Source organism: Candidatus Dormiibacterota bacterium (genome assembly GCA_036495095.1).
In the GTDB taxonomy this organism is placed as follows: Bacteria; Chloroflexota; Dormibacteria; order Aeolococcales; family Aeolococcaceae; genus CF-96.
This window is the reverse complement of record DASXNK010000099.1, coordinates 1-17783: the sequence shown is the minus strand read 5'-3', so window position 1 is coordinate 17783 and position 17783 is coordinate 1. Positions and strand designations below refer to the sequence as shown.

The 17783-nt window shown below is 72.9% G+C and carries 19 protein-coding genes and 1 riboswitch; of the genes, 10 read left to right on the top strand and 9 right to left on the bottom strand.

Going from position 1 to position 17783, the window contains the following annotated elements; all coding sequences use genetic code 11:
* Window positions 1–5: 5 nt before the first annotated feature.
* Both VGL20_10235 and VGL20_10230 read right to left on the bottom strand, forming a co-directional pair.
* Complete coding sequence (locus VGL20_10235) at window positions 6–1469, bottom strand: aldehyde dehydrogenase family protein (GenBank protein ID HEY2704058.1); 1464 nt, start codon at window positions 1467–1469, stop codon at window positions 6–8.
* Between the two features lie 165 nt (window positions 1470–1634).
* Window positions 1635–2063 (bottom strand): helix-turn-helix domain-containing protein, encoded by a 429-nt coding sequence (locus VGL20_10230; GenBank protein HEY2704057.1) that lies wholly within the window; start codon window positions 2061–2063, stop codon window positions 1635–1637.
* Window positions 2064–2195: 132 nt separating this feature from the next.
* On the opposite strand from VGL20_10230, the gene VGL20_10225 reads away from it, so the two are divergent.
* From VGL20_10225 to VGL20_10200, 6 genes are all read left to right on the top strand, one after another.
* The gene (locus tag VGL20_10225) at window positions 2196–2879 is read left to right on the top strand and encodes a TetR/AcrR family transcriptional regulator (GenBank protein HEY2704056.1); all 684 of its coding nucleotides are present in this window, start codon (window positions 2196–2198) and stop codon (window positions 2877–2879) included.
* Between the two features lie 12 nt (window positions 2880–2891).
* Window positions 2892–3818: an ABC transporter ATP-binding protein gene (locus VGL20_10220; protein ID HEY2704055.1), complete on the top strand. Its 927-nt coding sequence runs from the start codon at window positions 2892–2894 to the stop codon at window positions 3816–3818.
* Window positions 3808–5454 carry an ABC transporter permease subunit gene (locus VGL20_10215; GenBank protein ID HEY2704054.1) on the top strand — a complete coding sequence of 549 codons (1647 nt, stop codon included), beginning with the start codon at window positions 3808–3810 and terminating at the stop codon, window positions 5452–5454. Before VGL20_10220 ends, VGL20_10215 begins: the two co-directional genes overlap by 11 nt.
* A 100-nt stretch (window positions 5455–5554) precedes the next feature.
* Entirely contained in the window at window positions 5555–5845 is a 291-nt protein-coding gene (locus VGL20_10210; protein ID HEY2704053.1) for a GlsB/YeaQ/YmgE family stress response membrane protein, read from the top strand.
* Window positions 5846–6255: 410 nt separating this feature from the next.
* Window positions 6256–6379, top strand: a riboswitch (cobalamin riboswitch).
* A gap of 51 nt (window positions 6380–6430) precedes the next feature.
* On the top strand, window positions 6431–6652 hold the full coding sequence (locus VGL20_10205; GenBank protein HEY2704052.1) for a CbtB domain-containing protein: 222 nt from the start codon (window positions 6431–6433) through the stop codon (window positions 6650–6652).
* Window positions 6652–7470 carry a CbtA family protein gene (locus tag VGL20_10200; protein ID HEY2704051.1) on the top strand — a complete coding sequence of 273 codons (819 nt, stop codon included), beginning with the start codon at window positions 6652–6654 and terminating at the stop codon, window positions 7468–7470. Before VGL20_10205 ends, VGL20_10200 begins: the two co-directional genes overlap by 1 nt.
* A 23-nt stretch (window positions 7471–7493) precedes the next feature.
* Here the strand turns inward: VGL20_10200 and VGL20_10195 are convergent, their stop codons facing one another.
* The 4 genes from VGL20_10195 to VGL20_10180 form a co-directional block, all read right to left on the bottom strand.
* Entirely contained in the window at window positions 7494–7955 is a 462-nt protein-coding gene (locus VGL20_10195; protein HEY2704050.1) for a MarR family winged helix-turn-helix transcriptional regulator, read from the bottom strand.
* Between the two features lie 873 nt (window positions 7956–8828).
* Window positions 8829–10016 carry a DNA polymerase IV gene (gene dinB, locus VGL20_10190; GenBank protein ID HEY2704049.1) on the bottom strand — a complete coding sequence of 396 codons (1188 nt, stop codon included), beginning with the start codon at window positions 10014–10016 and terminating at the stop codon, window positions 8829–8831.
* 39 nt (window positions 10017–10055) lie between these two features.
* Entirely contained in the window at window positions 10056–11771 is a 1716-nt protein-coding gene (locus VGL20_10185) for an MFS transporter (protein ID HEY2704048.1), read from the bottom strand.
* Entirely contained in the window at window positions 11768–12217 is a 450-nt protein-coding gene (locus VGL20_10180) for a MarR family transcriptional regulator (protein ID HEY2704047.1), read from the bottom strand. Before VGL20_10180 ends, VGL20_10185 begins: the two co-directional genes overlap by 4 nt.
* A gap of 58 nt (window positions 12218–12275) precedes the next feature.
* Here VGL20_10180 and VGL20_10175 point away from each other — a divergent pair, with 58 nt between their 5' ends.
* On the top strand, window positions 12276–12602 hold the full coding sequence (locus tag VGL20_10175; protein ID HEY2704046.1) for a putative quinol monooxygenase: 327 nt from the start codon (window positions 12276–12278) through the stop codon (window positions 12600–12602).
* 8 nt (window positions 12603–12610) lie between these two features.
* Here the strand turns inward: VGL20_10175 and VGL20_10170 are convergent, their stop codons facing one another.
* Window positions 12611–13048: a hypothetical protein gene (locus tag VGL20_10170; GenBank protein HEY2704045.1), complete on the bottom strand. Its 438-nt coding sequence runs from the start codon at window positions 13046–13048 to the stop codon at window positions 12611–12613.
* Between the two features lie 97 nt (window positions 13049–13145).
* Here VGL20_10170 and VGL20_10165 point away from each other — a divergent pair, with 97 nt between their 5' ends.
* Both VGL20_10165 and VGL20_10160 read left to right on the top strand, forming a co-directional pair.
* Window positions 13146–14303 (top strand): VIT1/CCC1 family protein, encoded by a 1158-nt coding sequence (locus tag VGL20_10165; GenBank protein ID HEY2704044.1) that lies wholly within the window; start codon window positions 13146–13148, stop codon window positions 14301–14303.
* A gap of 53 nt (window positions 14304–14356) precedes the next feature.
* A complete protein-coding gene (locus VGL20_10160; protein ID HEY2704043.1) occupies window positions 14357–15109 on the top strand; it encodes a hypothetical protein in 753 nt (250 codons plus the stop codon).
* 12 nt (window positions 15110–15121) lie between these two features.
* Here VGL20_10160 and VGL20_10155 read toward each other — a convergent pair whose 3' ends face one another.
* Both VGL20_10155 and VGL20_10150 read right to left on the bottom strand, forming a co-directional pair.
* The gene (locus tag VGL20_10155) at window positions 15122–16354 is read right to left on the bottom strand and encodes a HAMP domain-containing sensor histidine kinase (protein ID HEY2704042.1); all 1233 of its coding nucleotides are present in this window, start codon (window positions 16352–16354) and stop codon (window positions 15122–15124) included.
* The gene (locus VGL20_10150) at window positions 16351–17019 is read right to left on the bottom strand and encodes a response regulator transcription factor (protein ID HEY2704041.1); all 669 of its coding nucleotides are present in this window, start codon (window positions 17017–17019) and stop codon (window positions 16351–16353) included. The genes VGL20_10155 and VGL20_10150 overlap by 4 nt, the downstream gene beginning before the upstream one ends.
* A 169-nt stretch (window positions 17020–17188) precedes the next feature.
* On the opposite strand from VGL20_10150, the gene VGL20_10145 reads away from it, so the two are divergent.
* The coding region (locus VGL20_10145; protein ID HEY2704040.1) for an SLC13 family permease at window positions 17189–17783 on the top strand (595 nt) is incomplete at its 3' end.

The following is a 17783-nucleotide window of genomic DNA, read 5'->3' as shown; positions in this document are numbered from 1 at the left end:
GCGGCCTACAGGGCGCGCAGCTGCATGGACTTGGTCTCCAGGAACTCCTCGAGGCCCCACCGCCCCAGCTCGCGTCCGAGTCCCGACTGTTTGTAGCCACCGAAGGGGGCGAGCGGGTTGAAGCTGCCGCCGTTGACCTCGACCTGGCCGGTGCGCATCCGCCGGGCGAAGGCGCGGGCGCGCTCCTCGTCGGCCGACCACACCGCGCCGGCGAGGCCGTAGACGGTGCCGTTGGCGATGCGCAGCGCGTCCTCCTCGTCGTCGTAGGGCATGATCGCCAGCACCGGTCCGAAGATCTCCTCCTGGGCGATCGTCATCTCCGGGGTGACGTCGGCGAAGATCGTGGGACGCACGTAGTAGCCGCGCGGCAGCCCCTCGGGCGCCTCGGCGCCGCCGGTCACGATGCGCGCCCCCTCGGCGAGACCGCGCTCGATGTACCCGCGAACCCGCTCGCGCTGCGCGGCGGAGGCCAGCGGCCCGAGCCGGGAGTCCTCGCTGAGCGGGTCGCCGAGGGGCAGCCGCTCGGCCGCCTTCACCGCCAGGGCCACGACCTCGTCCTGGCGGTCGCGGGGCACCACCAGGCGGGTCAGCGCGGTGCAGGTCTGCCCGCTGTTGAGGAACGCGTTGCCGACGCCGCTGCCCACCGCGCGCGCCAGGTCGGCGTCGTCGAGGAGGACGTTCGCCGACTTGCCGCCGAGCTCGAGGGCGACCCGCTTCACCGACTGCGAGGCCAGCTCGGCGACGCGCCGGCCCGCCCGGGTCGACCCGGTGAACGACACCATGTCGACCTGGGGGTGGGTGGCGAGCGCCTCGCCGACCACCGGCCCGGTGCCGGTCACGAGGTTGTACACGCCGGGCGGGAGGCCGATCTCGTCGAGCACCTCGGCGAGCACGAAGGCGCTCAGCGGCGCCACCTCGCTGGGCTTGTGGACCATCGTGCAGCCGGCGGCGAGCGCCGGGGCGAGCTTGGCGACGGTCTGGTGGAGAGGGTAGTTCCACGGCGTGATGGCGGCCACCACGCCCACCGGCTCGCGCACCACCAGGGAGTTGCCGACGCGCTCCTCGAAGGCGAAGTCCTCGACCAGCTGGGCGTACAGGCCGGCGACCATCGCGGGCAGCCCGGCCTGGATCATCGTCGACATCCGCAGCGGCATTCCCACCTCGGTGGCGATGAGCCGGGCGAGCTCGTCGGCACGCGCCGCCAGCCCCGCCTGGAGTCGGCGCAGCAGCTCGGCGCGCTCCGCCGGCGCGGTCGCCGACCATGCCGGGAAGGCGCGGGCGGCGGCGGCCACGGCCCGCTCGGCGTCGGCGACGGTGCCCTCCGGCACGCTGCCGATCACCTCCTCGGTGGCGGCTCCGAGCACCTCGAGGCGTCCCGTCCCGCTGGACGGCACCCAGGCGCCGTCGACGAAGAGCGCGTCGCGGTGGAGGGCGCTGGCGACGCCGCCACGGGTTCCGGTCTCCGTCATCGTCGCGACCTCCTGCCGGGTGTGGACCCCGGCGCGATTCCCGCCGGCCCCGACACGATACTCAGGAGGGGAAGACCGCGACCTCCGTCGCCTTCACCGACACCCAGACCTCGGCGCCGGGGCGACGAGGCCGAGAACACGGACAGCCCTGACCATGGAATCTCCCTAGCTCTGCGTGCCGGTCCGCTCCGATTCCCTCTGGGCGGGAAGCTCCACGACGACGTTGGTCGCCTTCACCGAGGCGACGGCGAGAACGCCGGGAGCGAGGTCCAGCTCGTCCGCGGCCTCCCGGCTCAGCAGGGACACCACCCGGAAGGGGCCGGCCTGGATCTCGACCTGGGCCATGACGGTATCCCGGACCACCCGGGTCACCAGACCGGTGAAGCGGTTGCGCGCGGACTCCGAGACGATCGCGGTGGGCTGATGACCGGCCGCCTGCGACGCGGCGAACTCGGCGAGCGACTCTCCCCTGACACGGCGGTGACCACCCCGGGTGCGGAGCGTCGCCAGCCGGCCTGCGTCGGCCCAGCGTCGCACGGTGTCGGGACTGACCCCGAGCAGCTCAGCCGCCTGGCCCATCCCATACATCGCCACGATGACGAGTATCGCAGATACAGGATGGCATGTCGAATAACCAGGCATCCTCACGGACGGCGTGGCCTGGGCCCGGCACGTGCGGAGACCGGGAAATATACATAGACCGACGATCGGTTTATTATTGGCGGCATGCCGAGGACGGTCAACGAGGCGGCACACCGGGTCCGCCGGGAGGCGTACCTCGACGTCGCCCAGCGGCTCATCCAGACCAAGGGCTACGAGCGGATGAGCATCCAGGACGTGCTCGACGCGCTCGACACCTCACGGGGGGCCCTCTACCACTACTTCGACTCCAAGCAGGCGCTCCTCGAGGCCGTGGTCGACCGTTTCGCCGACGGCGCGATGGTGGCCGTGGCCCCGCTCCTGGCCGACCCCGACCTGCCCGCGCTGCGGAAGCTGGAGAGGGTGTTCGGGGCCATCGCCCGGTGGAAGGCCGAGCAGAGGGAGCTGACCCTGGCGATCGTCGAGGTGTGGAACTCGGACGGCAACGCGATCGTCCGTGAGAAGGTCCGCCGCATGTCCGGGACCCACCTGCAGCCGCTCCTGTCCGCGGTCATCACCCAGGGCGTCGACGAGGGCGTGATCACCACCTCATCCCCCGACGAGACGGCCACGATCCTGGTGTGCCTCCTCCAGGGCTACCAGGAGCTGGCCCTCGAGCACCTCCTCGGCCGCCGGGCGGGCACCGTCACCTTCGAGGTCGTGCGGCGGACCCATGCGGCCTTCACCGAGGCGTTCGAGCGGATCCTGGGCGTCCCCACGGGGTCGGTCACCCTCACCGACGAGGCGACCCTGCGGTTCTGGTTCGGCTGAGGAGAGACACCGATGGCAGCGATCATCGAGACCGAGGAGCTCACCAAGAGCTACCGGGGGAAACGCGGCATCGCCGGCGTCTCACTCCGGGTGGAGGAGGGTGAGGTCTTCGGCTTCCTGGGCCCCAACGGCGCCGGCAAGACGACCACCATCCGGCTGCTCATGGCGCTGCTGCGCGCCGACGCAGGCACCGCGCGGGTCGCCGGCCTCGACTGCTGGGAGCAGTCGCTCGAGGTCAAGCGCCTGACCGGCTACGCACCCGGCGAGCCCGCGCTCGACCCCGATCTCACCGGTGGGCAGATCCTCGAGTACTTCGCCCACCTCCGCGGCGGTGTCGACCAGGCGCATCTCCGGCGGCTGATCGAGCGGCTCGACCTCGACGCCGGCCGGAAGTTCCGCCAGTACTCCACCGGGAACAGGCGCAAGGTGGTGCTGGTGCAGGCATTCATGCACCGCCCGCGCCTGCTCATCCTCGACGAGCCGACCAACGGGCTCGACCCGCTGATCCAGCAGGAGTTCGCCGGGATGGTGCACGAGGCGCGAGAGGCGGGCAGCACCGTCTTCCTCTCCTCCCACGTCCTCGGTGAGGTCGAGCACCTCTGCAGCCGGGTGGGCATCATCCGCGACGGCCGCCTGGTGCTGGTCGGTGGCATGGCCGAGATCAAGGACATCAAGCGCTACGAGATCACGATCACGTTCGGCGCCGCCGTTCCCGCCGCGGTGTTCGCAACCCTGGACGGCGTGGCCGGGGTCGAGGAGGTGGCCGGCGTCCATGCGCTGCGGATCGCGATGCAGGGCGCGCCGGACGCGGTGATCAAGGCGGCGGCCACCTATCCGGTGGTCTCGCTCAGCAGTCACGAGCCCAGTTTGGAGGACATCTTCCTGCGCTACTACGAGGGCGACGGCCCGGGTGGCGGAGAGGCCCGGGATGTGGCGTAGGAACGTCTATCTCAAGAGCCTCCACGAGTACCGCGTCGCCATCCTGGGCTGGGGCATCGGGATGGGGCTGGTGGTGGTGTCGCCGATGGCGACCGTGGGGACGCTGCTCACCACTCCGCAGGCGCGGGAGCAGCTGGTCGGCCTGGCCCGCACCTTCGCCTGGAACGCCGACGTGGTCGCGGTCGACACCATCGGCGGCTACGCGACCTTCAAGATCGGCGTCTTCATCCTGCTGATCGCGATCTGGCCCATCCTCGCCGCCAGCCGGATGCTGCGGGGTGAGGAGGAGAGCGGCTCGCTGGAGGTGCTGCTCTCGCTTCCGCAGCGGCGGACGCTGGTGGCGCTCGAGAAGCTGGTGGCGATGTGGACGGCGCTGCTCTGCATGGGGCTGCTGATCGGGTTGCTGGCGTTCGCCGGCGGCAGCAGGTTCGGCGCCGACTTCGGGCTCGGCGGCGCGCTGCTCTTCGGGCTGAACCTCGCCATGGTCTGCGCGGTGTTCGGCGGCCTCGCCCTGCTGATCTCGCAGTTCACGCGGCAGCGGAGCACCGCGGCGGGCGTGACCTCGGCGCTGCTGCTGGTCGCCATCGTCCTCGACATGGTCCACCGGGTGATCGCCGGCACCGAGTGGATCTCGCGGGTCTCCCCCGTCTTCCTCTACAACCTCAGCAAGCCCCTGGTCCCCGCCCACGGCGCCGACGCCGGCGCCATCCTCATCCTGCTCGGCCTCGCCATGGCCTCGGGGGTCGCGGCGGTGTGGCTCTTCGCACGCCGCGACGTGGGCGGGACGGTGCCGCTGCCGCGCTGGCTGCGGCTGCCGGAACGCCATCGCGACCGGAGCCGGGCGCTGCCGGTCCACGACTGGTCGCTGCGCTCGGTCTACGCGCGCAGCCTCGGCCTGATCGCGATGCCGGCGGTGTGGTGGACCCTGGGCATCGCCGGCTTCGCCGGGTGGATGGTGATCGCCGCCCAGCAGCTGGAGACGAGGATGACCAGCCTCCTCGCCGGGTCGGCGATGCAGACGCTGATCCGGGACCTGGGCGGCGGCGGCGCCAGCCTCGACGCCGGCCTTCTCAGCACCCTGTTCGGCCTCCTGCCGCTGCTCCTGATGGCGTTCGCGGTCACCCAGGTCAACCGCTGGTCCGCGGACGAGCAGAACGGCCGCCTCGAGCTGGTGCTCGCCACCCCTCAGTCGCGGCTCTCGGTGATCCTGGGCCGCTTCGCCGCGCTCGCCACCGCCACCGTGATCATCGGCGTGATCACCCTGGCCGCCTCGGCCGCGGCCGCCGCGGCCACCGGCCTGAGGCTGGACCCTGGCCACCTGGTGGCGGCGACCCTGGGGATGATCCCGCTGGGGCTGCTGATCGCCGCGCTCGGCTACCTGTCGTCGGGCTGGCTGCGCACCGCGGCCGACACCGGGCTGCTCAGCTTCCTGCTGCTGGCCTGGTTCTTCATCAGCTACATCGGCCCGGAGCTGAGCCTGCCCGGTGCGACGCTCCGGCTGTCGCCGTTCTACTACTACGGCACCCCGCTGCTGCACGGCCTGGCGCCGGCCTCGATCGCGGGCGTCCTCGCCGTCAGCGTTCTGGCACTGGGCCTGGGCGCGCTGCGGTTCACGCGCAAGGACATCCCGGCATAGCCCGGGTCCGCCGACCACCAGCTCGCGTGATGTGCCGTCGCCTCGGTTCTGAGCACGCTGGAGGCACACAGACGCACACCGGTGGCACGGAGGAATCACCATGGGTCACGTGATCGCCTGGCTTCTCGTCGGGCTCATCGCCGGCGCACTCGCGGGGCGGGTCGTCGAGGGCCGAGGCCTCGGCCTCCTCGGCGACATGGTCGTGGGGCTGGTCGGCGCCGTCATCGGCGGGCTGATCCTCCACGCGATCACCCGCAGCGACGTGGCCGGAAGCTTCGTCGGCGAGTGCGTCGTCGCCTTCGTCGGCGCCTGCCTCCTGCTCGGCCTGGTCCGGGCGCTGCGACGCGGCTCCGGCGGCGGACGGGGGGCGACCGCGACCTTCGGGCGCTGACCCGGATGCGGGCCCGACAACTAGCCGGTTGCGGGATGTGCCGGTGCCGGTCCGGGGTCAGACTTCACCCCTGCTGGAACCGCGGATTCATCAGAGGAACAGCGCGATGGTTCTCCAGATCGATCCGACCATGAGGGTCTATCGGGGTGACTGGGTCGCCCTCGGAGGGCGACGGACCTAGGACGTCCTCGCCGGGGGCTGCAACGCGCCGCGGTGGCACGCCGAACGGCAGGCGGCGTGCCACCGTTCTCCCACAGGTCAACGCACGCTGAGATGCTCACTCCTCGCAGCGCCGCTGCACGACCCGAGGGGGTCGTGCACGGCGTGTGCGGAGCCCGTCCCACCGCTCCGCGGGGGGCTGGCCGGGCCCCACGGCCCGTGCTACCCTCTCGCCCGACACCGCCGGTGGGCAGGAAGTCGGTCGGAATCCGACGCGGTCCCGCCACTGTAGCCGGGGAGCTCCTCCCACCCATGGTCACGGCCCGACGGGGCTGGAAGGCCGGGGGGAGCGCCGATCCGGGAGCCAGGATACTGACGCCGGCGGACCTCTTCCGATCACGGGGCGGAGACCCCGAGGAGGCTGCCATGGACATGGTGAATCCCCCGACGAGCGCCGCATCCGTTGTTCCCGGGATTCCGCGATGGGCCTGGCCGCTGATGGCGCTCCTCGTCCTCGCCGTGTACGCCGTGGGCTACGACCAGGGAGCGCTGCTCCAGCCGCTGCTCGGCGCCGCCTCGCGCTCGGCGAACTACATGCACGAGCTCATGCACGACGGCCGCCACCTGCTCGGGTTCCCCTGCCACTGATGAGCGTCCGCGCCCACCTCCTGCGCGGGGTGGTCGCGGGCCTGATCGCGGGGTTCATCGTCGGCGTCGCCGCGTTCCTCCTCGTCGAGCCGGTGATCGATCGGGCGGTCGGCCTCGAGTCGCAGCGGGTCACCGCCGAGCACCAGCAGGCCCTGCAGGCGGCGATCCTCCACCACCACGGTGACGTCGCCGCCGCGGTGAGGGAGGTGCCCGCACCGCCTCCCGAGGTCTTCTCCCGCCAGACCCAGCACCTCGGGCTGGTCCTCGCCACCACCCTCTTCGGACTGGCTGCGGGGGGGTTCTTCGCGGTCGCCTACCTGGTGGTGGGACGGCGCACCGCGCCCCGGACGCCATGGCAGCGCTCGGTCGGGCTCGCCGCGGCGATGTGCACCGGCGTGTACGTGCTCCCCTTCCTCCGCTTCCCCGCCAACCCCCCGGGTGTCGGCGATCCGGCGACGATCGACCGTCGGACCTACGCCTACGTTCTCGCCATCGCCATCGGCTGCCTCGGGGTGTGGTCGGCGTGGCGGCTCGCCCTCCACCTGCGCGAGCGCGGCGCCGGGGTCGCGGTGCGACAGATCGCCGCCGCCCTCATCCTCACCGCCACGCTGGTCGCCGAGTACGTGGCGCTGCCCGCCAACACCGACCCGATCCGCGTGCCCGCGGACCTGCTCTGGGACTTCCGGCTCCGGTCGGTCGGCGTGCAGGTCCTGCTGTGGCTGGTGATCGGCGCCACCTTCGGCCTGCTGACCCAGGCGGCGGCGGCCCGCGCACCGCAGCCCCTCGCATCGCGGGACCGGGTCGCCTCCCGAGGCTGACCGGAGCGTACTCGCCGCGGGCGTCAGCCGCGACGCCGTGGTCTCGTGGCGGTGATCGCGGCGCCGGGCGGTGCCAGCGCTCGGTGCACCTCCTCGAGGGCCGCGAGGACCTCTCCCCTGCGGTCGGCGCTCATGCCGGCGAGTGCCGCGGTCAGCGCCGGGGTGGCGACCTTCGTCCTCGCCTCGGTGGCCCGGCGCCGCCCGTCCTCGGCGAGCGCGACGTGGGTGTGGCGGCGGTCGGCCTCGGACACCGACGTCTCGATCCAGCCGCGCTCACGCAGCGCGGCGACCACCGTCGACACGCGACTCTGGGCGAACCCGGTCCGCGACGACACCCTGCTGATCGTGGACGTGCCATGGTCGAGCAGGTCGACGACCACGATCCGCTCCGCGGGGGTGAGGTCGAGCGCGGGCCCCGAGCCCATCGCCCTCTCGGCCACGTCCTGGAGGCGCCGTCCCAGCTGGTAGAGCTCTCCGACCCGCATCGGCGCAGTGTAGATCCCGAGGGATGCATCGTTGCAATAGCATCTCCAATGATGCATCATGTGAGATGTACAGCAGAGACCCTGGGAGGCAGATCATGTTCACGAGCATCCTCGTGGGAGTCGATCGCTCGAGACATGCGCGCGCGGCGGTCCGGGAGGCGGTCGACATCGCCCGGGCCGAGCGGGCGAGGCTCACGCTCATCACCGTCTACAGCTCGCAGGTCCCCTGGCTGATGACGATGGCGCCCGGAGGCCTCAGCCAGCGGACCATCGAGGACCTCGTCGGCACCACGCGGACCGCGGCGCAGGAGACCCTGGACGCGGCGACCGCCCTGGTCCCGCCCGGTGTCGACCTCCGCACCCTGCTGGTGGACGGCCGGCCCGCGGACGCGATCCTCGAGGAGGCGAGGTCGGGGGGACACGACCTGCTCGTCGTCGGCTCGAAGGGCCGGGGCGACGCCGCCTCGATCCTCCTGGGCAGCGTCAGCCATGCGATCCTGCACCACAGCCGCGTCCCGGTGCTGGTGGTGCACGACCAGGCCGGAGCTGCCGGACCTCGACCCGCCACCACCGAGGGCTCTCAGTCCGCCTGCGGCAGGGCCTCGGGGCTCACGTCGTCTGACCCGACCGGTAACCGACCGCGTATGCACCGGTGTGGGACGGACACGGAAGCACGAGGACATGACCATGGCGACGATTCGGACCTGCCCGCTGTGCCGGCGGTGGCACGAGACGACGGTGGCGTGCCGTGTGGAGGGGCCCGCGGACGGCTCCCGCACCGGGGACGGCCAGAGAGCGGCCGATCTGGCCGAGACCGCGGCGATCCTCCGATATCTCGGCCTGACGCCGGGCCGGTGACCGGCTCGCACGGCCTCAGTCCGGGAGCAGCGGCATCGACAGGCCCGGGTCGCGTCCGAGCAGCGAGGCCCGCGTGACCGCGGTCGCTCCGAACCGGTCACGCACCGTGTCGAGCGCGGTGTCGAGGGCGGCGCCACTCTGACGGTCGAGCTGAAGAGCGAGCTGGACGGCGCCGTCCTCGTCGAGGTTGCTCACCGCCAGTCCCACCAGGGTGAGGCCCTGGCGCTCGATCATCGGCGTCGCCGCGGTCAGGAGGGCCCTCACGGTGGCGAGGATCGTCTGGGTGTGCGCGGTCGCCGCGGGCAGCGTGTGCGACCGCGTCGCCCGCGAGAAGTCGTCGAAGCGCAGGCGGAGCACGACGGTGCGGCCCACGCGCCCGGCGGCGCGCATCCGTCGTGTGACCCGGTCGACCAGGCCCACCACCACGGCATCCAGGGCGTCGGACGAGGTCGGCGCCCGCCCGAGGGCACGCTGCGAGCCGATCGAGCGGCGGCGGCGCCCCACCTCCACCGGCCGCGGATCCCGGTTGTGCGCGAGGGCGTGGAGGTGGCGGCCCGTCGCCGCCCCGAGAACTGCGACCAGGGTGGCCTCGGCACGCAGGGCGACGTCGCCGACGGTCGTCATCCCGGCGTCGTGGAGCCTGCCCGCGGTCACCCGGCCGACGCCCCAGAGCCGCTCGACCGGGAGCGGATGGAGGAAGGCCAGCTCGTCGTCGGGCGGCACGACCAGCAGTCCGTCCGGCTTCGCCACGGCGCTGGCCACCTTGGCGAGGAACTTGGTCCTGGCCACGCCGACCGAGATCGGCAGGCCGACCCGCTGGAGGACGTCGCCGCGCAACCGCACCGCGATCTCCGAGGGCGTTCCCGAGACCCGCCCCATCCCGCGGACGTCGAGGAAGGCCTCGTCGATCGACAGCGCCTCGACCACGGGGGTGGTCCGCCGGAACACCTCGAAGACCGCCTCGCTCGCCTCGGAGTAGGCGGACATCCGCGGCGGGACGACGATCGCCGACCGGCAGAGGCGGCGGGCCTCGATCAGGCCCATCGCGGTTCGCACCCCGTACGCCTTCGCCTCGTAGCTGGCGGCGAGAACGACCCCGCCGCCGACGATCACCGGCCGGCCGCGAAGGCGCGGGTCGTCCCGCTGCTCGACCGAGGCGTAGAACGCGTCGAGGTCCGCGTGCAGGATCGTTCCCTCGTCCACGAACGGATGTTCGCACACGGCGGGGCGGTGTCCTGCCGGTCAGGCCGGAGGGGTCGCCCCGCCCATGGCGGCCACGATGGCCGGCTGGACGTCGATCCGGTGGTGGCGGCCGCGCAGCACCGAGGCGAGCGCGGCGACCAGGGCCATCGCCGTGGCCACGCTGAAGACGACGACGAGCCCGTGGTGGAAGGGGCCGGCGACCAGCTCGGGGAAGAAGCGCGTCCCGGTGAGGGTCTGCACGTCGTGCGCCGGCAGGGTGTGCAGCAGCCCGCTCGGGCCGAGCAGGTTGCGGATCGGGTCGTCGCCGAGGAACGTGGCGAACAGCGTGCTCACCGGCGGCAGCGCCGCCACCTGCCCGGCCGTGCCCGCGGGGACGCCCTGTTCCTGCAGGCCGCTGCTCAGCGAGTGCGGCAGCGACCCGGCCAGGCCGGCGATCATCAGCGAGAAGGACAGCCCGATCGACAGCGCCGTCCCCGAGTTCTGGAACGTCGAGCGCATGCCCGACGCCACCCCCCGCCGTCCCGGGGGCACGCTGCCCATGATCGCCGACGTGTTCGGGGAGGAGAACATCCCCTGCCCGATCCCGCTGAGCAGCAGCAGCGCCGCGAAGTCCGGATACCGGAAGTCCACCGGCAGCAGCAGCAGGCCGACGAACGCGGCGGCCACCAGGATCAGCCCGGTGCTGGAGAACAGCCGCGCGCCGAAGCGGTCCGACAGATACCCGGAGAGCGGACCGGCGATGAGGAACCCGGCGGTCAGCGGCAGCATGAGGATGCCCGCCCACAGCGGGGTGCGCTCGAAGGCGTACCCGTGCAGCGGCAGCCAGATGCCCTGCAGCCAGATGATCAGCATGAACTGCAGCCCGCCGCGGGCGATCGAGGTGAGCAGCGCCGCCAGGTTACCGGCGGCGAAGGCACGGATGCGGAACAGTCCGAGGTCGAACATCGGCTCGGCGATCCGGGTCTCGGCGACACAGAACACGGCGAGCAGGACCACGCCCAGCCCCAGGCCGCCCAGCACCCAGGGGCTGGTCCAGCCGGTCGAGTGACCCCCGTAGGGCTGGATGCCGTAGGTGATCGCCACCAGCAGAGCGCCCGCCCCCGCACAGAAGGTGAGATTGCCGGCCCAGTCGATGCGCCCCGGCGTGGGGGAACCGGTCTCGCGCAGGCTGCGGTAGGACCAGATGGTGCCGACCACCCCGACCGGAACGCTGACCCAGAACACCGCACGCCAGTCGATGGCGGCCAGCAGACCACCGGCGAGCAGGCCGAGGAACATGCCGGCGAGGGCGGTGATCTGGTTGATGCCGAGGGCCATCCCGCGCTGCCGGGCGGGGAACGCGTCGGTGAGGATCGCCGCCGAGTTCGCCGTCAGCATCGCCCCTCCGATGGCCTGCACCATCCGGAAGCCGATCAGCCACAGCGCGCCGCCGCCACCCCTCAGCGGATCGAGCGAGAGGGCGAGCGAGGCGCAGGCGAAGATCGCGAAGCCCACGTTGTACATGCGCACCCGGCCGAACATGTCGCCGAGACGGCCGAGCGCCACCACCAGCACCGCCGACACCAGCATGTAGCCGAGGATCATCCAGAGCAGGTAGCCGATGTTGCCGGGGGCCAGCGGGTCGAGGCCGATGCCGCGGAAGATGGCGGGCAGGGAGATGATCACGATCGAGCTGTCGATGGTGGCGATCAGCACACCGAGCGTCGTGTTGGACAGCGCCACCCACCGGTAGCGTCCGGCCCCGTCGGCCCTCACAGCCGCTCCGCGAGCCGGTCGAGCAGCGGCAGCACCGCGAGCAGCCTCCGTCGCTCCGCGGGAGTGAACTCGTCCTCGAGGACGGTGGTCAGGCGGCGCACCGATTCGGAGCGCCGGTCGGCGAGGAGCCTGCGGCCCGCGGCCGTCACCGTCATCACCACGCGGCGGCCGTCGGCGGCGTCCGGCCGCCGGCTCACCAGACCGCGCTCCTCGAGCGTGGCCAGGGTGGACGCCATCGCCTGCGGACGCACCCGCTCCAGCTCGGCGAGCGACCCCGGTGACGCCGCGCCGTCACGGTTCAGCCGGGACAGCACGGACACCTCGGAGAGGGTCACGTCCCCCACCGAGTGCGCCTGCCGCACCCTCCGGGCGATGCGGCCGACGGCGAGCCCCAGCGCCGCTCCGAGGTCGGCATTGCCATCCGCGGGTGGCCTGATATCCTGCACTGTGCTAAGGATACATTAATCAGGCTGATGTAACTATCTGCTCAACGGAGGACCTGCCATGATCTTCATCGTCGTCCAGATGCAGATCCGTCCCGACCGGCGGGAGGACTGGCTGGCCGGGATCGGGCGCTACACGGAGGCGGTCCGGCAGGAGCCGGGCGGCCCCGAGTTCGAGTGCTTCGAGAGCGTCGAGACCCCGAACCGCTTCACCATGGTCGAGAGCTTCGAGTCCCGTGAGGCGAGCGACGGGCACACCCGGACCGAGCACTTCACCGAGTTCATCACCTGGGTCCCCGGGGTCCTCGCCGGGGCGCCCAGGATCGTCAACGTCGAGCTGCCCGGTGAGGGGTGGTCGGAGATGTCGGAGCTCGCGAGCCAGGTCTGAGCCCCGGCCTACGCGCCCTCCCGCAGCATCCTGGCCGCGGCACGGATGCGATCCGCCGACGGCGGCAGCTGCTCGGTCGCCCGGGCGGCGGCGTCGACCGCGTGGGTGGCGTCGTCGGCGGCGGCGCCGGCCCGCGAGGCGGCGCCCTGGGCGACGCTCTCCACCACCCCGCTGGCGGCGGCGGTCGCGGCCGCGGCCGCGGCCAGCTGAGCCCGGTGCAGCGCGGCCGCGGCGATGGTCCTCTCGTGACCGGTCACCGCCGCGGCCAGGGCGAGCGCCGCCGTCTCCTGGGCGGCCAGCGCGGCGGCGAGGGTGGCGGCGCCGGCGACCTCCTCGGCCACCTCGTGAGCGGTCCGGCTGGCGGCGGTCGCCTTCTGCGCCGCAGCTCCGGCAGCGCACGCCGCCGCGGCATTCTTGTCCTGGTCTGCGCTCCACATGATGTCCACCCCCGTCTCATGGTGGCGCGCCGTGGCGCGCACGGGCTGCCCGGTGCCACAGCCATCATATGACATGATATCGCTGATATCAAGAGGAGTGTGCGGCATGGACGAGCGGGAACCCGTCGGCTCGCGCGAGAGCACCGACACCGCGGTCGCGCGATACCTGCGCAACCTCCAGGACGAGATCGACAGCGCGGCCATCTACGAGGCGATGGCCGAGCGCGAGCCCTCTCCCGAGCTGGCCGAGCTGTATCGCCGGCTCGCCGAGGTCGAGACCCGGCACGCGCGGTTCTGGGAGGCGAAGCTCCGCGACAGCGGGGTGTCGCCGCCGCCTCCGGCACCGACCAGCCGCGCGCGCGTGCTCCGCTTCCTGGCACGGCGGCTGGGGCCGCGGTTCGTGCTCCCCTCCGTGGCCACGCTCGAGGAGCTCGACCAGCATGTCTACGACGACCAGCCCGAGACCGCGACCACGCCGATGCGCGCAGAGGAGCGGTCCCATGCACGGGTGCTGTCACTGCTGGCGGGTCCGGGGGGCCGCGGCATCGCGGGACCGACGATCGCGCGCCTCGAGGGCCGTCATCGCGCCATCGGCGGGAACGCGCTGCGCGCCGCCGTGCTCGGAGCCAACGACGGGCTCACCTCCAATCTCAGCCTGGTCATGGGCGTGGCCGGTGCCCAGCTGCAGAACCGTGCGATCGTGATCACCGGCCTCGCCGGTCTCCTCGCCGGCGCCTGCTCGATGGCGATGGGCGAGTACGTCTCCGTGCAGAGCGCGCGCGAGCTGGCGCAGCGCCAGATCGGCATCGAGGCGGACGAGATCGACGAGGCGCCCGAGGAGGAGCGGGAGGAGCTCGCGCTCATCTACGAGGCCAAGGGGCTGTCGCCCGACGAGGCGCGCACCGTCGCCGGGCGGATGATGGCGGACCGCTCGACCGCCCTCGAGACCCTGAGCCGTGAGGAGCTGGGTCTCGATCCCGACGTGCTCACCGGCTCGCCCTACGTCGCTGCCGGCGCCTCGTTCCTCCTCTTCGCGATGGGGGCGATCGTCCCGCTGATCGCCTTCCTCGTCACCACCGGGACGCTCGCTGCGGTGATCAGCATCGCCAGCGCCGCCGTGGGCCTCTTCGCCATCGGCGCCGCGATCACCCTGCTCACCGGCCGCTCCGCGCTCTTCTCGGGGACCCGCCAGCTGATCCTGGGCCTGCTCGCCGCCGCCGTCACCTTCGGGATCGGCCGGCTGATCGGCGTCTCCGTGTCCTGAACGGCTCGCGTTCGTCAGGGATCCGAAAGCTTGGGCGGGTACGGTGGCCGTCAATGGACACGCCCGCCGCCGACCGGCGCGAGGCCGCGGTCCGCCGCGCGCTGCGACAGCTGCCCGGCCGGAGCGGGGCGATCGCCTCCCACGATCACGAACCGGCCGACCCCGGGGTGCGCGAGAACACGCGGCTGACGGCGGTCACGGGTCTCGTCCTCCTCCTGCCGTTGCTGGTGGTGACCGGCAGCGGCCTGGTCTTCGGCCAGCTCTGGCGGGTCCACTACTTCGCCGGCTTCCTGCTGCTCCCCCTGGTGCTGCTCAAGCTCGCCAGCACCGGCTACCGGGCAGCGCGGTACTACCTGGGGAGCGCCCGCTATCGGACGGCGGGCCCGCCGGCACCGGCGCTGCGGCTGCTGGCACCGGTCCTGGTCGGCTCCACCGCGCTGCTGTTCGTGAGCGGGGTGGTGATGTGGATCGATCACAGCCGGCTTCAGCCGTGGAGCACGCTGCACACCGACGCCGCCGTGGTGTTCTGCGCCGCCGTCGCCATCCACCTGCTCGCGTACCTGCCCCGGGCGTGGCGCACGGCGCGGGCGGCCAGGCCGGCACCCGAGGGGTCCGACCCGGGACGTCCGGCGAGAGCGGCGGGCCGCCGCCGGGGCGCGGTCGCCGGTGCGGTCGTCTTCGGCCTGGTGCTCGCGATCGCGACCGTGCCCGGGTCCCAGGCTCCGCAGCGCGGGCGGGACCACCCTCGCGGCGACACCGTCGTTGGCACACCGCCGCCGCCCGGGATCGTCCTCAGGGCGGGGTGACCCGCGGCGCCCTCAGCAGGCCGCGCGCGGCCAGGTCACGGTGAACCGGGTGCCGGTGGCGCCGGGTCCGGGGACCACCTCCCAGCGACCCCTGGTCGCCTGCACGATCGAGTCGGCGATGGCGAGGCCGAGCCCGGCCCCGTCGCCGGTGGAGGTCGCCCGGTGGAAGCGGTCGAAGATGCGCTCACGCTCGGCCGGGGCGATCCCCTCCCCCTCGTCCGTGACCGACAGCAGAACCCGCGCACCGCGCCCCTCGACGGTGACGCCGACCGCGCCGCCCGGGGGTGAGTACTTGCAGGAGTTGTCGATGAGCACCGCGGCGAGACGGTCGATCCACTCCGGCGGAGCGTCGATGGTCGCGACCTCGTCGGGAACCTGCACCAGCAGCTGCAGCTCGCGCGACGCGGCCACGGCGCCGAAGCGCTCGGCGGCGCCGGCGACCACGGCGCTGACGTCGACGGGTTCGGCACCGGGGGGCGGCGGACGGTCGTCGAAGCGCGCCAGCCACAGGAGGTCGTCCACGAGCCGCCGCATCCGCTCGGACTCGCCGGCGACGTGCTCCAGCGCCTCCCGGTAGACGTCGATCCGGGGCGCCTCGCTCAGTGCCAGCGAGACCTCCGCTTCGATGACGCCGAGCGGCGTCCGCAGCTCGTGGGACGCGTCCGCGGTGAACGCGAGCTGGCGCTGCCGCATCTCCTCGACCGGTGCGGCGACACGGCGCCCGATGACCAGCGCCCCGCCGAAGGCGAGCAGCAGCAGCAGGGCGCCGAAGAGGACCTCTCCGGTGATGGCGCCGCCGAGGGCCTGGGCGACCGGCGCCAGGGTGGTGGCCACGACCAGGTGCCCGGTCGGCGCCTCGACCCCCGCGATCCGGAAGCTGGTCCCCGCGATCGAAACGGTCACCGGAGCGGTCACCGCCCGGAGGCCGGAGGCGAGTGGGGGCGCCCCGGGGCCGGCGACCACCCGGCTGCCGCTGATGAGCCAGGTCAGCACCGGCTGGTCGTAGTCGTGATCGTGGTCGGCCGGCACGGCCCCGAGGATCGCGTCCGGGGTGGGCTGCCCCGGACCCTGGAGCCGGTCGATCCGCTCCGCCAGCCGATGGTCCGCCGCATCGGTGAGGTTGCGGACGACGAGGATGTCGGTGCCGGCGCAGAGGGCGACGAGGATCGCCGCGACCATCGCGGTCGCCAGCGCGGCGACGCGCAGCGCACGGCGACGGACGTGCCTGGCCGATCGGGAGCTCATTCGTCGAGGACGCGGTACCCGGTACCGCGCACCGCCACGATCCGCACCCGTCCGCCGCTCAGCTTGCCGCGGAGCCTCGCGATGTGGACCTCGATGGCGTTCTGACTGGCGCCCTCGGCCTCCTCCTGCCAGGCGTTGCTGCCGATCTGCGCGCGGGTGACCACCCAGGGCGCCCGTCGGAGCAGCACCTCGAGGATGCTGAGCTCGCGCCGGGTGAGCGCGACCGGGGACCCCGCGACCGTGACCTCGCGGGTCGAGGGATCGAAGGTGACCGCGCCACGCCGCAGCACCGGCTCCGTGGAGTTGGGCGGCCGGCGCAGGAGGGCGCGCAGGCGCGCCATCAGCTCGTCGAACTGGAACGGCTTCACCAGATAGTCGTCGGCGCCCGCGTCGAGGCCCTCCACCCGGTCCGCGGTGGTGTCCCTCGCGGTGAGCATCAGCACCGGCGTCGTGACCCCCCGGCGGCGGGCCGTGGCCACCACGTCGCGTCCGGACATCCCCGGCATGCGCCAGTCCACCACCGCGGCCGCGTACGGGTTGGCGACGAGCAGCTCCAGGGCGTCGTCGCCGCGCTCGGCTGCGTCGACCGCGTATCCGTGGTGCGTCAGCCCGCGGACGAGCACCGACAGCATCGGTGCGTCGTCCTCTGCGATCAGCAGGCGCATCCCGTCCCCGGTCGATCGACGCTCCACACCCACCACGTCACCGTCGCCGCATCATAGCCCGGCCTGTGCGCAACCCTGCCGTCGGCGGGGCCGGCGCCCATGGCCCGACGGTACCGGCGCTCGCTTGCGGAAACCTGAAGCGGGTGACCGGTCGGGCATCCTGCACGGTGTGACCGACCCGTCCATCGCGCCGGCGGCGCTCTCGGCCGCAGCCCAGGCGTGGCCGGCCTTCGTGCTCGTCGCCGGCCTGCTGCTGATCGGCCTGGTCGCCGACGACGACGGCCTGTTCTCGTCGGCGGGCCGGGCCCTGGCCCGGGCGGCGCGCCACCGAGGCCTCCTCTTCGCCGGCTCCGTCGTCCTCGTCGCGACGGTGACGGCGGTGCTGAACCTCGACACCTCGGTCGCCTTCCTGACACCGGTGCTGATCCACGCGGCGCGCAGCCGGGGGGACGGTGAGGCGCGGCTGCTGTACGGCTCCCTGCTGCTCGCGAACGCGGGCTCGCTGCTGCTCCCCGGCTCGAACCTCACCAACCTGATCGTACTCGGCCACCTCCACCTCACCGGCGGACGGTTCCTCGCGAGGATGTGGCTCCCGTGGCTCGTGGCCGTGGTGGTGACGGCGGTGGTGATCGCCGCGCTCGAGCGCCGGCCCGCGCCGCCGCGGGCGGGTGCGGCGGGACGGGATCGGCCGGTTCTGGGTCTGGGGCTGGCCGCGGTCGGGGCGACCGTCGTGCTCGTGCTGGTGCTGGAGAACCCGGCTCTGC